Source organism: Desulfosporosinus sp. OT (assembly GCF_000224515.1).
In the GTDB taxonomy this organism is placed as follows: domain Bacteria; phylum Bacillota; class Desulfitobacteriia; order Desulfitobacteriales; family Desulfitobacteriaceae; genus Desulfosporosinus.
The window spans coordinates 31,076-44,228 of sequence record NZ_AGAF01000148.1 but is presented as its reverse complement, the minus strand read 5'-3'; the positions used below and the strand labels follow the sequence as shown (position 1 = coordinate 44,228).

At 45.4% G+C, this 13,153-nt stretch carries 15 protein-coding genes; all 15 read left to right on the top strand.

Annotation, left to right across the window (positions count from 1 at the left end; translation table 11 throughout):
- The first annotated feature begins 2 nt into the window (after nucleotides 1-2).
- The 15 genes from DOT_RS30475 (at nucleotide 3) to DOT_RS13300 (ending at nucleotide 13,000) form a co-directional block, all read left to right on the top strand.
- Nucleotides 3-143, top strand: a complete 141-nt coding sequence (locus tag DOT_RS30475) for a hypothetical protein (protein ID WP_157998457.1) — start codon at nucleotides 3-5, stop codon at nucleotides 141-143.
- Between the two features lie 635 nt (nucleotides 144-778).
- Nucleotides 779-1,861 (top strand): peptidoglycan bridge formation glycyltransferase FemA/FemB family protein, encoded by a 1,083-nt coding sequence (locus DOT_RS13370; RefSeq protein ID WP_009619543.1) that lies wholly within the window; start codon nucleotides 779-781, stop codon nucleotides 1,859-1,861.
- A gap of 4 nt (nucleotides 1,862-1,865) precedes the next feature.
- On the top strand, nucleotides 1,866-3,068 hold the full coding sequence (gene alr, locus DOT_RS13365; RefSeq protein WP_009619542.1) for an alanine racemase: 1,203 nt from the start codon (nucleotides 1,866-1,868) through the stop codon (nucleotides 3,066-3,068).
- Nucleotides 3,069-3,201: 133 nt separating this feature from the next.
- Nucleotides 3,202-3,564, top strand: coding sequence for a response regulator (locus DOT_RS13360; protein ID WP_009619540.1), 363 nt, complete (start codon nucleotides 3,202-3,204; stop codon nucleotides 3,562-3,564).
- Nucleotides 3,565-3,775: 211 nt separating this feature from the next.
- The gene (locus DOT_RS13350) at nucleotides 3,776-4,462 is read left to right on the top strand and encodes a hypothetical protein (protein ID WP_009619539.1); all 687 of its coding nucleotides are present in this window, start codon (nucleotides 3,776-3,778) and stop codon (nucleotides 4,460-4,462) included.
- Nucleotides 4,453-5,307, top strand: coding sequence for a class II fructose-1,6-bisphosphate aldolase (locus tag DOT_RS13345; RefSeq protein WP_009619537.1), 855 nt, complete (start codon nucleotides 4,453-4,455; stop codon nucleotides 5,305-5,307). The genes DOT_RS13350 and DOT_RS13345 overlap by 10 nt, the downstream gene beginning before the upstream one ends.
- 23 nt (nucleotides 5,308-5,330) lie before the next feature.
- Entirely contained in the window at nucleotides 5,331-5,969 is a 639-nt protein-coding gene (fsa, locus tag DOT_RS13340; RefSeq protein WP_009619535.1) for a fructose-6-phosphate aldolase, read from the top strand.
- A gap of 362 nt (nucleotides 5,970-6,331) precedes the next feature.
- Nucleotides 6,332-7,303, top strand: a complete 972-nt coding sequence (gene glpX, locus DOT_RS13335; RefSeq protein ID WP_009619534.1) for a class II fructose-bisphosphatase — start codon at nucleotides 6,332-6,334, stop codon at nucleotides 7,301-7,303.
- Nucleotides 7,304-7,518: 215 nt separating this feature from the next.
- Entirely contained in the window at nucleotides 7,519-7,716 is a 198-nt protein-coding gene (gene rpmE / locus DOT_RS13330; RefSeq protein WP_009619533.1) for a 50S ribosomal protein L31, read from the top strand.
- A gap of 147 nt (nucleotides 7,717-7,863) precedes the next feature.
- Nucleotides 7,864-8,748 carry a DUF1385 domain-containing protein gene (locus DOT_RS13325; RefSeq protein WP_009619531.1) on the top strand — a complete coding sequence of 295 codons (885 nt, stop codon included), beginning with the start codon at nucleotides 7,864-7,866 and terminating at the stop codon, nucleotides 8,746-8,748.
- Between the two features lie 16 nt (nucleotides 8,749-8,764).
- Complete coding sequence (gene prfA / locus DOT_RS13320) at nucleotides 8,765-9,835, top strand: peptide chain release factor 1 (protein WP_009619530.1); 1,071 nt, start codon at nucleotides 8,765-8,767, stop codon at nucleotides 9,833-9,835.
- A 109-nt stretch (nucleotides 9,836-9,944) separates the two neighbouring features.
- Nucleotides 9,945-10,793: a peptide chain release factor N(5)-glutamine methyltransferase gene (gene prmC, locus DOT_RS13315; protein WP_009619529.1), complete on the top strand. Its 849-nt coding sequence runs from the start codon at nucleotides 9,945-9,947 to the stop codon at nucleotides 10,791-10,793.
- Between the two features lie 6 nt (nucleotides 10,794-10,799).
- Nucleotides 10,800-11,846 carry an L-threonylcarbamoyladenylate synthase gene (locus DOT_RS13310; RefSeq protein WP_009619528.1) on the top strand — a complete coding sequence of 349 codons (1,047 nt, stop codon included), beginning with the start codon at nucleotides 10,800-10,802 and terminating at the stop codon, nucleotides 11,844-11,846.
- Nucleotides 11,847-11,944: 98 nt separating this feature from the next.
- Complete coding sequence (locus DOT_RS13305) at nucleotides 11,945-12,529, top strand: manganese efflux pump (RefSeq protein ID WP_009619527.1); 585 nt, start codon at nucleotides 11,945-11,947, stop codon at nucleotides 12,527-12,529.
- A 21-nt stretch (nucleotides 12,530-12,550) separates the two neighbouring features.
- Nucleotides 12,551-13,000 carry a low molecular weight protein arginine phosphatase gene (locus DOT_RS13300; protein WP_040412165.1) on the top strand — a complete coding sequence of 150 codons (450 nt, stop codon included), beginning with the start codon at nucleotides 12,551-12,553 and terminating at the stop codon, nucleotides 12,998-13,000.
- Nucleotides 13,001-13,153 lie beyond the last annotated feature (153 nt).

The window sequence follows — 13,153 nt, the reverse complement described above, 5'->3', positions numbered from 1 at the left end:
ACTTGTATGACCCAGCGCTCGGTCCTACGACGCAGAGCAAACTAACCGTTCAAGCTCCTGCTTTGGGGAGCGGGGTTCATCCTACGCCGGAAAGTATTCCTTTCGGGATCGCGGCTTCGGCGATACTAATCCTACGCCGGTAGGTATTCTTTGGGGATTAGCGGCTTCGGCGATAGTCTCCACTGGAGACTATCGTCACTGGAGACTATCGTGCCAGATGAGCCATCCTTGGCTCACTGGCGGCAGCGCACATCCTTGTGCGCAGCCCCGTATCTGGGGTCGGTCGCTTGAACGGAAGTTTGCTGGGCTGCTTACGTAGAGACGTCGCGCTTGTGTCATACTGCGTCCCTGGGCTTGGGTCGGGGGGATGATTAGTCCTGCTTTGAAGACCGTTGAGGATTCGTTTTGGGTGACGAGTATTTGGGAGACGGCACATTTCATGTGCACCGTCTTACTTGGGTCTTTTTTACGGATTGCGTTATTCTGACGGGAGCAGGGACGGTTCTTAACTTACATTCAGCTTCCTTTAGGGATTGTTTTTCTCAGGTTTATTATTCTGCTTACATAAAGACGTCGCACTCATGTCACAAATGCGACTCAGGGGCTTGAAACGGGGGAATGTTCGATGGCACGATCCTCGGCGTATAGGTTGACTTAGGAGAGTTCTGCTAAACCTAGGATTAAAGGTTATAGCACGAACTCTTATGTTATATCATTGGTTATTGATTAGACGAGTGTAACCGTGGAAAGAATGGCAAGAGGAAAGGGGATTGAACCGATGGCCTATGTAGCCAGGTGGATCGATAAAGGTGAACATGAACGCTATAATGCTTTTTTGGCCAAGGATTCGAAAGGGCATGTGCTCCAGTCTTGGGAGTGGGGAGAGATTAAGAGTCGGACTGGATGGGCGCCATGGAGGTTGATTGTTGAAGAAAACGGTGAAATTGTAGCGGTAGCTTCTATTCTGGAACGTAAAATTCCGGTTGTGGGGATACCTATTTTCTATGCTTCTCGCGGGCCGATTGTGGATTGGAAGAATGTTGAGCTGGCAGATTTGGTGTTGGCGGAGATTCGCAAGTTGGCGAAAGCCCGGGGGGCTATTTTCTTAAAGATTGATCCAGATGTGCTGTCTTCGGAAAAAGAAGTGGAACGGTTTTTTGTTGCTAGAGGATTCAGCTCTGCTGAGAGTGGTAAGGGCTTTGAAGGGGTTCAGCCTAAGTATGTGTTTCGATTAGATATTTCGCCGGATGAGTCGACCTTGCTGGCCAATATGCAGCAGAAAACTCGTTACAATATTCGTCTTGCTCAGAAGAAAGGGGTTCAGATTCGGCGAGGAACGCGTGAAGATTTACCGGAATTTTACCGGGTTTTAAACGAAACGACCGAACGTGACCGCTTCTTGGTGAGAGCTTATTCCTATTTTGAAGATCTTTATGATTCCTTGGTGCCGGTGGGTTTGGGGGAATTATTTATTGCTGAATATGAAGGCAAAATCATATCTGGAACCTTAGCCTTTGTCATTGGAGAGAAAGCCTGGTATATCTATGGCGCTTCGTCGAACGCTCATCGAAATGTTATGCCTAACTACTTGATTCAGTGGGAAATGATTCGTTGGGCAAAGTCGTTGGGTTGTACTCTCTATGACTTCCGGGGGGTACCTGGACATTTGACGGAGGATAACCCGCTTTATGGGCTTTATCGGTTTAAGAAAGGGTTTAACGGAGATTATTCAGAATTTATTGGAGAATGGGACCTAGTGTATCGCCCAATAATCTATTTTCTTTGGAATCACTTGGAACCAATCTATTCAGAGGCTGTAAAGGGGATTATTGGCAAGTTACGGCGAGCTCGGAGGGGATAAGCCTATGGCTGGAACGTGGATTGAAGTTGACCTGGATGCGGTCGTTAGAAATTACGAAGAAGTTGTAAAGCTCCTTCGTTCTGGAGCCCGATGTATGGCGGTGGTGAAAGCAGATGCCTATGGATTGGGCGCAATTGAGGTTGCACGCGCTTTGGAGAGAGCTGGGTGTGAGGCGTTTGCAGTTACAAGGCTCGAAGAAGGTCTGATTTTACGAGAGCATGGAATCAGGGGTATGATTTTAGTGTTAGGGCCTACTTCGCAGGAAGAATGGCCTAGGGCTATCAGCGCACAGTTACAGCTGACACTTTCAGAACTGTCTTCAATTGAGGAATTGAATGTGGTTTGTTCGGAGATGGAACAGGAAACTCTTCAGCAGGTTCAGGTGCATCTCAAATTAGAAACTGGCATGGGACGAACCGGGTTTCAACTTCCTGAGGCGGAGGCACTTTCTATAGCTTTGCTAAAAGCTCCCCATATCCATGTTGCGGGAGTTTATACTCATTTTGCTCGTGCGGCTCAAAGAGATAGGCAGTATTCTCTAGGGCAATATGAACGTTTCCTGATTTTTGCGTCCCGTCTTGAAGAACTAAGGATTTATCCGACTTGGAAACATGTCTGCAATAGTGCAGCTTTTCTCGATTATCCCGAATGGCATCATGATTTTGTGCGTATTGGAACATTACTGATTGGGCATTATCCAGGGCCTGGTTTCAGTTCGAAATTAACATTAAGCGATCCTTGGGTTGCTAAAAGTCAGATTGTTCACCTGCGCAAAGTCCCGAAAGGGACCTATGTAGGCTATCAAAGTATTTATCGCACGAAGGCCGCAACTCAACTAGCAGTGATTCCTGTGGGGTATGCGGATGGGTTTGGCGTAACCCCGCATTTCGTCCCTCAAGGATGGCTTGATTTTTTAAAAATTGTGATTAAAAACTTTTTAGCTTTATTTGGCTTTTTCCTTGGGCAAGAACAGGTAGAACTGAAAGGGCGGAGGGTTCATGTCGCTGGAAAAATTGGTATGCAGCTTACAGTAATTGAGGTGGGAATGCAGGATTGTGCGTTAGGGGATGAGGTTCAGATTCCTTTGCGACGGACTGTGGCAAATCCTCGGATTCCAAGGAGATATAGACAAGGTGGACAAATGTTGTCAGATCGGGTTATGAAAGAAGGAGTTTTACCAGCTCATACAGAATATTCACTGCAATAAAGAAAACTTAGCTGGCGCCAAGCCTTGGCGAGGCGGCCGCCTTAGTTGCACTTATGCTTAGAAAGTATATAACCTAAGTTTGTACTTTCTGATAGTATGACAAGGAGAAACTTGAGGGAAAGGGATGTAGGGAATGGCTAAAATACTTGTAGTAGATGATCAACTTGGAGTGCGTCGCCTGCTCTTCGAGACCTTCAGGGAGGATCACCATGAGGTTGAAATGGCTGCGAATGGGGCAGAAGCTCTTCAGTTACTGGAAACGTTTGAGCCAGATCTTATATTGATGGACATGAAAATGCCTGGAATGAACGGTTTAGAAACATTGGGGCAAATTCGTGCCTTAGATCGGCGAGTCGGCGTGATTATGATGACCGCCTACGGTGATACTCAGAATATGGAGCAAGCCAAAGATCTTGGGATTCTCCATTACATGGGTAAACCTTTTGATTTATTTGAGTTGAGAGAACGGGTGAAGGAGATATTAACGACTACCTAAGTTTTTCAATAGTTTGGAAAATACATATGTTTTCAAGTTAGACGACCAGTACATAAAGCCGGCTTTTTTTGACGTTTTTCATGGACAAGCACGGACTGTTAAGGTAGTTACTGTAGTATCAGCAGCCGCACACGATATACTTTTTGTTGGTCGAAAGGCAGGAAAATCTTCTTGTATGACGAAGTATATGCTGTAGGAAGAGGTGGGAATTATGATTCTAACGACAAACACAACGATTGCCATTCAGTGTTCTCAATGCGGAGAACTAGAATTTCATGCCCTCTCTCTCTTTGCATTTTCTCAGCGAGAACGCAAGAAGCTGCTTTGTGGTTGCGGCCTTGAACTTATGTCAGTAACTAGTCGAAACCGTCAGCAGTTTAACATCACTTATGCATGCGCTTACTGTGGGGATACCCATTATTTAAGATTAAATCGCCATGCCATTTGGGGCAAAGAGGCTTTGCCGCTTGTTTGTCCGGCGGTGGAAGCTTCGGTTGGATATATTGGGCCTAAACAGAAAGTCACTCAGGCTTGTCATGAACGTGAAAAATCCATTGGAGATTTGGCGGTAGAATTAGGTTACGAGGAAGAGTTCGAAAATCCTGAGGTCATGCTTCGGATTTTAGATCATCTTCATTGTCTAGCTAAGCAAGGAGATTTAGGGTGTGCTTGTGGAAACCATCAGTTATCCTTTGAGTTATTGCCGGATCGCATCGAGCTGTATTGTGAATACTGTGAAGCTATGGGAGTTATTTATGCGGACAGTTCGGATAATGTTTGTCAAATTGAAGGGATAAATTCGATGTATCTGGAAGAGAATAAAACTTGGCTCATCAATAGTCCGTTGCGGGGCCAGCACCTTTCAAAGACGAACGAGGAGGAAAAAAAATGGCGTTAGTTTCGATGAATGAGTTATTAGCAAAAGCGCAAAAAGAACACTATGCAGTAGGAGCCTTTAATTGTAATAATATGGAGATAGTTCAAGCGATTGTAGCCGCAGCAGAGGCCGAAAATGCTCCAGTTATTATTCAGGCCAGTCAAGGTGCGATAAAATATGCAGGAATTGAGTACATTACAACCTTAACGAAGATAGCTGCCGAAAAAGCAAGTGTTCCTATTGCCTTGCATCTCGATCATGGAACAAGTTTTGCTCAAGTCATGCAGTGTGTGCGTAACGGATTCTCTTCCGTGATGATAGACGGTTCCAAACACTCGTTGGAAGACAATATTGCGTTAACCAACAAAGTGATTGAAGCGGTACGCCCTCTGGGTGTTTCAGTTGAAGCGGAATTGGGTAAAATCGGTGGGACTGAGGATGATATCACCGTTAGCGAACGAGAGGCACTGTTTACAGATCCTGCTGAGGCGGAGCGCTTTGTTCAAGCGACACAGGTGGATGCGTTAGCGATTGCCATTGGGACTGCTCATGGTCAATATAAGGGGGTTCCCAAACTTGATTTTGAACGATTAACACAAATACGCGAACGCGTTTCAACGCCGATCGTTTTGCATGGTTCTTCTGGAGTGCCGGATGAAGCACTTCGAGAGGCGATTTCACGAGGTGTATGTAAAGTTAACATTGACACGAATATTCGCGAAGCCTTTGTAAAGGCTGCACGCCTTGTGCTCGAAGAGAATCTCAAAGAAATTGACCCTCGCAAAATGCTGGGTCCCGCTCGCGAAGCTGCAACCGCAATAATCCGCGAGAAAATCCGAGTCTTCGGCAGCAACGGGAAGGCGTAAACTTTTAGAAAGAAGGTAACGTCATGCGTTTTTTTTTGGACTCTGCAAATATTGAGGAAATTAAACAAGCTTGGGATATGGGGGTTATTGCTGGTCTAACGACAAATCCTAGTTTGGTAGCTAAGGAAGGAAAGGACTTCCACGAACTACTTAAGACGGTGGCAGGGATTGTTGACGGTCCTATAAGCGCAGAGGTTATTGCGCTTGACTATGAAGGAATGTTGCAGGAAGCACATGTTTTAGCTGCAATCCATCCGAATATAGTGATTAAGATACCGATGACAGAAGCTGGCCTCAAAACTGCAAAGACCTTAAGTGCAGAGAAAATTAAGACAAATGTTACTCTCGTGTTTACTGCGAATCAAGCCTTGCTTGCAGCACGGGCGGGAGCAACTTATGTAAGCCCATTTTTGGGGCGACTGGATGATATCGGTGAAAATGGGCTCAATTCGTTGGCAGATATGTGTGAAATCTTCCAAGTAAATGACATCGAAACAAAAATCATCGCTGCCAGTATTAGAAACCCGGTTCACGTCACAGAATCTGCCAAATTAGGAGCAGATTATGCAACAGTTCCCTTTGGAGTTTTAAGGCAACTTTTTCGGCACCCACTGACAGATGCTGGAATTGAGAAGTTTTTGGCAGATTGGAAAAAACTTTAATTAACTGGTTTAGCTTAGTAAGTCGTTGAATTATTAGAGGAAACTCGCTTAAGGTCTAAATTTTATATTCTATACTTACAGTAATTACGAATGGCCTCGGATTTCGAAATATAAATATCAAATATGAAATTGGCATCTGCCTATCTGGACATTAGATAAGCTGATGCCAACCTTTTTGTGAGTTTAATGAGTTTATGTGGTTGAAAACCCTTGAAAAGTATGTCACAATAAACGTATTGAGAATAAATGTTATGACATAATTTGCGATAAATATTAGCGAAGATGCGTTTGTTTCTGTCTAAATAATTACTGCGAAGACAAGGTTGGAAATAACAGGTGAAAGAATTAAGGAGGGGTTAAAATTGGAAAGAGAACTCACGATGGAATTTGCCAGAGTGACAGAAGCTGCGGCTCTAGCTTCTGCACGTTGGGTAGGATTAGGGGATAAGATAGCCGCTGATAATGCTGCCGTTGAAGCGATGCGGGCAGTTTTTAACACGATTCACATGGATGGCACAGTGGTGATCGGAGAAGGGGAAATGGACGAAGCCCCGATGCTCTATATTGGGGAACGTGTTGGAAATGGAGAAAGTCCAGAATTAGATGTTGCTGTTGATCCCTTGGAAGGTACCAACAGTTGTGCAAAAGGAGTGGCAGGGGCGATTGCCGTTGTGGCGATTGCCAAGAAGGGCTGCTTACTTCATGCTCCAGATATGTATATGGACAAGATTGCGGTAGGACCTGCTGCTGTTGGGAAGATAAATTTAGATGCAACTGTGCACGAAAACATCTCAAATGTGGCTGAAGCGTTAGGTAAAAATATGAAAGACATAACGGTTGTCATTTTGGATCGTCCACGTCATAAGAAACTGATTCAAGATGTGCGCGCTTGCGGGGCGAGAGTTCGTCTCATTACCGATGGAGATGTTTCACCGGCTGTGGCTTGTGCATTTGAAGATACTGGGGTCGATATGATGATGGGAATTGGTGGAGCGCCTGAAGGTGTTCTAGCCGCAGCGGCCCTTCGTTGTATGGGTGGGGAAATGCAAGGCCGTCTTTGGCCGGAAAATGATGAAGATGTGGCTCGGGCTAAAGTCCTTGGAATTGAGAATGTCCAAAAATTATTAACGATGGAAGACCTAGTGAGTACCGATGACGTCTTTTTTGCAGCGACTGGGATTACTGAAGGCCCTTTATTGCGTGGTGTGACCTACACCTCGAAAGGTGCATTGACCCACACCGTTGTCATCCGAGGAAAAACTGGGACAGTTCGTTTTATCGAAGCACGTCACCGCTTTGACAAGAAGCCGGATTATGCTATGAAGGGTTGTTAAGCCTTTCCTTGTATAATTTATTTAGAGTTTGGGTAAAATGCTCAAGTATGATACAATCGGCAGATATATTGAATAGGAATAAGCCATTTATTAGAAAATGAAATATTGACCAGTTGATAATATCTGTGCTAAAATAGTAAGAGTTGACTGAAATCGTTTTTTAAGCAGGTGCGGCAAAAGAGCGCCTCGATCCAAATGGGAAAGAAGGTGAAGACATGAAAGAAAAAATTCACCCTAAATACGAACAAACCACAGTGACATGTGCTTGCGGAGAAGTCATTCCAACAGCAAGTACAAAAAAAGACATCAAAGTAGAAATTTGTTCGAAATGCCATCCCTTCTATACCGGGGTACAGCGGTTTGTCGATGCAGGCGGACGGGTTGATCGGTTTAAAAAGAAATATGGGATGTAAACAACGGCCTGCGGTCGTTGCTGGTGGAAAAGCAGAGCGCAAGCTCTGCTTTTTGCGTAAAGGATAACATAAACTATTATTTTGCACCTATGCCATACGTTAGTCATAGTTATAAATGGTAGGATCCGAAGATAAGGAGGAAGTTCGATGGGTAGACCAGTCCAATATGGCGGGCAAGCGGTCATAGAAGGGGTCATGATGCGTGGACCTCGGGAGAGTGCTATAGCGGTCAGGCTACCAGATGGCAAGATTGAGGTTACTCATATAGCACTTAATTCATGGTCAAACAAACCTGTTTTAAAGTTGCCGTTGATTCGAGGGTTTGTAGCGCTGGTAGATTCTTTGATTGTCGGAACGCGCGCGTTGACCTTTTCGGCCAATCGTTCAATGGGGGAGGAAGATGGCGAAGAGGAAGAACTCGGTTTTTGGGAGTTAGCGTTAACCATAGGATTTGCTTTTGGCTTGGGTCTTTTGCTTTTTGTCGGATTGCCAACTGGGGTAGCTCACTTGCTGCAGGGAAGGGTCACTGGAGTCGTGTGGCAGAATTTATTGGAGGGAGCAATTCGGCTTGTTGTTTTTTTTCTCTATATCTTAGGCATTTCCAGGCTCAAAGACATTCAACGGGTCTTTCAATATCATGGTGCAGAGCATAAAGCAATTTTTACCTATGAAGCAAAAGCAGAGCTCACGGTAGAAAATGCGCGCCCCTTTCCAAGGTTGCATCCTCGCTGCGGGACAAGTTTCCTCCTGATTGTGGTCGTTGTAAGTATCTTTGTGTTTGCTTTTGTGGGTTTACATCCCTTGTGGTGGCGATTACTTTCTCGAATGTTGCTCATGCCTTTTGTAGCTGGAGCTGCTTATGAAATTCTTAAATTCTCTTCACGGCATTTGGAATCGCCGTGGCTGCGTTGGCTTATTGTCCCCGGCTTGTTATTACAGAAATTAACCACACGGGAACCAGATGATGCGCAGTTAGAGGTCGCCCTGGCAGCATTAAAAGGTGTTTTAGATTCTGGTCAGGAACTAACGTAATTTTGAGGTGTAAAAAATGTTAGAGAAACTTTATGAGATAGAACGAAAATATGATGAATTAACGGAACTTCTCAGTGATCCTGAAATCCTTGCCAATCAGAGTGAATGGCAGAAGTATGCCAAAGCTCAGGCGGGCATGACAAACCTGATCACAGCCTTTAGAGAATATCAGGCGGTACTTCGAGGCATAGAGGATACAGAGAACTTACTCAAGGAAAAACTTGACTCAGATATGCAGGAGATGGCGGAGCAAGAGCTTGATGAGTTACGAAGCCAATCGCTGGAATTGGAAGAAAAGATGCGCGTCTTTCTTCTGCCGAAGGACCCAAATGACGAAAAGAATGTCATTATGGAAATCCGGGCGGGGGCAGGTGGCGATGAAGCGGCTTTGTTTGCAGGAGATCTTTACAAGATGTATACCCGCTATGCGGAAGGACAGGGGTGGAAAACAGAAGTCCTCAGTGCCAGTTATACAGATATTGGTGGTTATAAAGAAATTATCTTTTTAGTGGAAGGGTATGGGGCTTTTAGTAAATTAAAGTTTGAAAGTGGAGTGCACCGGGTTCAAAGAATTCCATCAACAGAGTCGGGGGGGAGAATTCATACATCGACGGCGACTGTTGCTGTTCTTCCTGAAGCAGAGGAAGTAGAAGTATCAATCAATCCTAATGACTTGCGCATTGATATCTTCTGTTCTAGTGGCCCCGGTGGACAGTGTGTAAACACCACGCAATCAGCAGTACGTATTACCCACCTGCCAACTGGAATTATAGCGTCTTGTCAGGATGAAAAGTCTCAACTTAAGAACAAAGAAAAGGCCTTGCGGGTTTTACGGGCACGCATCCTAGAGAAAGCTCAAGAAGAAGCGAGCGGGGAGCAGGCATCTGAACGTCGAAGTCAGGTGGGTACAGGTGATCGAAGCGAACGGATTAGAACATTCAACTTCCCTCAGGGAAGGGTAACAGACCATCGTATCGGTCTAACGTTGCACCGCCTGGAGACGATCCTAACGGGAGATTTAGAAGAAATCATTCAAGCTCTGATAACTTCAGATCAGGCAGAGCGACTAAAGGCTGAGATCAAATAAGACGAGATTGAAAATACTCAGTGAATTATTCATAACTAAGGTAATGAATTTATTCAGGGCCTAATTCGATATTCGATCTTCGAACATCGAGATGGGGGGCTAAGCAGTTTTGAAGGTTCTAGAAGGAATGCATTACGGCGAGGCACAGCTCTTGGAAAAAGGTATCGAAAATGCTCGCTTTGATGCAGACTTATTATTGGCCGAAGTTCTAGGTGTGTCGCGTCGTGACCGCCTCTATTTCGATCTTGACCGTAATTTGTCAAAGGAGGAAGAGGCGGACTTTCGAGAGGTAATTATTCGTCGAGCTGAGCATGAGCCGCTCCAATATATTTTAAAGCGACAGGATTTTATGGGTCTTTGTTTCAGTGTTGATAAAAGGGTACTTATCCCTCGCTCGGATAGCGAGATTTTGGTTGAGAAATGGCTGGAAATAGTAAAACAGGAAGAGCGATCGGGGCAAGAGCAATCGATCAAGGTTGCGGATCTTTGTACCGGAAGTGGTGCTCTTGCGATTTCGATGGCCTATTATTATCCTAAGGCGGAGGTGGTCGGAACAGACCTTTCACCAGACGCCTTAGACGTAGCACGACAGAATGCTGTACGTTTAGGGGTTACTGTGCAATGGCGTCAAGGGGACTTTGTGACACCTATTCAGGGTGAACTTTGGGATTTTATTATTACGAACCCTCCTTATGTTTCTCCGGAGGATTATAGTCAGTGCGCTCCTGAGATTTTCCGCGAGCCCTCTATGGCTTTTCTAGGGGGACAAGATGGATTGACATTCTATCGTCGTCTGTCAGAAGAGATACGTCGGTTATTGACCCCTCAGGGCAAGCTGCTCATGGAAATAGGTTGGAATCAAGCGGAGGCAGTTTGCCGGATTTTCCAAATGAAAGGTTTTGAAACACAGGTTTTCCCGGACTTGGCGGGGCGAGACCGGGTGATCTTAGCGAGGTGAGCATAGATGCAGACCAAAAGAAGTTATATTGATGGAGTCCATCCGGAAGCAGAATTATTAAAAGAAGGTGCAGAGTGGCTGCAAGCAGGGGAACTCGTCGCCTTTCCGACGGAGACTGTCTATGGGTTAGGGGCAAACGCTCTAGACGTTGCAGCCTGTGCCAAAATTTTTGAAGTTAAAGGTCGGCCCCAGGATAATCCCTTAATTGTGCATGTTTGCAACCGTGCTATGGCAAACATCTTAGTTGATAGCTGGACGCCGGCGGCAGAGCTTTGTGTTCAACACTTTTGGCCAGGTCCATTGACTATGGTCTTGCCGAAAACAGCCAACGTTTCGGATTTGGTTACAGCCGGGCTAGCTAATGTGGCAATTCGTATGCCAAGCCATCCGGTTGCCCTCCGCCTTATCGAAGAAACGGGACTTCCGATTGCTGCTCCAAGCGCGAACCTCTCAGGGAAACCCAGTCCGACAAGTGGAAGCCACGTCTGGCGAGATCTGAAAGGCAAAATTCCGCTGATTCTCGACGCTGGGGCTTGTATGGTTGGAGTGGAATCAACCGTGCTTGATGTGAGCGGGGAAGTTCCAACCATCCTACGTCCAGGCGGAGTTTCTAAGGAACAACTAGAGAAAGTATTGGGCGAGGTTAGGGTGGACAAGCCGTCGAAGATTCAAGTACCTAGAGCACCCGGCATGAAATACAGGCACTATGCCCCACATGGCGAGATGATTCTAATGGTTGGTTCATCCGAGCGCGTTGTGCAGCGGATGGGACATGAAATTCACAAAGGACATGCTAAACTGAAAAAGGTCGGAGTTCTTTGTACTCTTGAGAGCGCACCTTTTTTGCATAATCGGCTTCCTGATCTTTTGTTTGTTTTAGGATCAAAAGATCGTCCTGAAGAAGTTGCAAGTAGCTTATTCGAGGGATTAAGACTATGTGATGAGAGAGGAATGGATATAATCTTGGCTGAAGGGGTTGAAGAAGGTGGCCTTGGGACCGCAATAATGAACCGTTTACAGAAAGCCGCAGGCCAGAGGATTCAATACATCTAGTAGCAATAGGTTATAGTGCAGGTGTACTTGGCATTAGTACTGGTACTAATATAGGCTCTTCCCTGTGCATATACTATAACGAGAACGGAGGGAAGGTATTGAATTTAGCATGGGTTGTGGCAGTAGCAATTGCCTTAGGGGCAGACGCTTTTTCTTTGTCCTTGGCAATTGGTTTGTCAGGAATCAGAAATCGCATGATGTTGCGATTGTCGTTGGTGGTGGCGGTCTTTCATGTAGTTATGCCGCTTTGTGGCATAATGTTGGGTCAAGCACTGGGGTCAATTCTCGGCCGTTATGCAAGTGTAATAGGGGCATTAATTCTTATCGTGTTGGGGGGGCGGATGCTTTACAAGGTTTTTCGGCCAACCACGGAACATTTTCCTCTAGGGGAGGCTAGAGATGCCCTTAAGCACAAAAATGTTGCTAATGACATTTCCCTGAAGGGATTTGGTATTTATGTATTTGCCGCCAGTGTAAGCTTAGATGCTTTAAGCGTCGGATTTTCACTAGGAACGATCAAAACCGATGTCTTTATAACGGTTATGATCATCGGTGCGATCGCTGGGTTAATGACTGGGATGGGCTTGGTTTTAGGACGGATACTAGGAACGTGGTTGGGAGACAAAGCCGAACTGCTTGGTGGACTGGCGTTATTGCTTATTGGTGTTAAATTGTTGTTCTAACGGATTGAGGTGAGGTATAAAGTGAGCTTAAAACTTTTGTTCATTTGTACAGGAAACACATGTCGGAGTCCTATGGCGGAGGGATTGGCTCAAGAAATGTTTGGTGATGCTGTTCAAGTCAGCTCGGCGGGAATAGAAGCATGGGAAGGAACAGAAGCTAGTTCCTATGCTCTAGAGGTTCTTAAAGAGCGAAACGTGGACCTATCCCGGCATCGTTCCAGAAAGATTAGGGCCGAACTATTAGCAGAGGCGGATTGGATTATCCCGATGACTCAAGCACAAGAAAAAGTGTTGAGACATAGTTTCCCTCAATATGAACAGAAAACTAAGTATTTAGGAAGCTGGGGAGAACAAAAACGAGATATCCGCGATCCATGGAGCGGTTCTCTTGAAGTTTACCGTGAGACAGCTTGGGAGATTAGTGAGCTGCTAAATGCTTTAAAAAGTCACCTAGCTCTAACGGATGACTAAGCGCACTCAGACCTTTATTTCTTATACAAAGTGGCGCTTAGTCTCGGCATGCATGACTGAACATTTTGAAGCTTGGGGCTTTACAAGAAATAGTTTCCTAATATACCCAGATGGCTAAGAAATGGTATAAGATAAGCGAAAGATGTCTACACT

Bases quoted from the DNA above. Each gene is read 5' to 3' on its own strand.
- DOT_RS13345 (WP_009619537.1), top strand. From the start codon at position 4,453: ATGGCGTTAGTTTCGATGAATGAGTTATTAGCAAAAGCGCAAAAAGAA.
- fsa (WP_009619535.1), top strand. From the start codon at position 5,331: ATGCGTTTTTTTTTGGACTCTGCAAATATTGAGGAAATTAAACAAGCT.
- DOT_RS13325 (WP_009619531.1), top strand. From the start codon at position 7,864: ATGGGTAGACCAGTCCAATATGGCGGGCAAGCGGTCATAGAAGGGGTC.
- rpmE (WP_009619533.1), top strand. From the start codon at position 7,519: ATGAAAGAAAAAATTCACCCTAAATACGAACAAACCACAGTGACATGT.
- DOT_RS13360 (WP_009619540.1), top strand. From the start codon at position 3,202: ATGGCTAAAATACTTGTAGTAGATGATCAACTTGGAGTGCGTCGCCTG.
- prfA (WP_009619530.1), top strand. From the start codon at position 8,765: ATGTTAGAGAAACTTTATGAGATAGAACGAAAATATGATGAATTAACG.
- DOT_RS13370 (WP_009619543.1), top strand. From the start codon at position 779: ATGGCCTATGTAGCCAGGTGGATCGATAAAGGTGAACATGAACGCTAT.
- alr (WP_009619542.1), top strand. From the start codon at position 1,866: ATGGCTGGAACGTGGATTGAAGTTGACCTGGATGCGGTCGTTAGAAAT.
- DOT_RS13310 (WP_009619528.1), top strand. From the start codon at position 10,800: ATGCAGACCAAAAGAAGTTATATTGATGGAGTCCATCCGGAAGCAGAA.
- DOT_RS13350 (WP_009619539.1), top strand. From the start codon at position 3,776: ATGATTCTAACGACAAACACAACGATTGCCATTCAGTGTTCTCAATGC.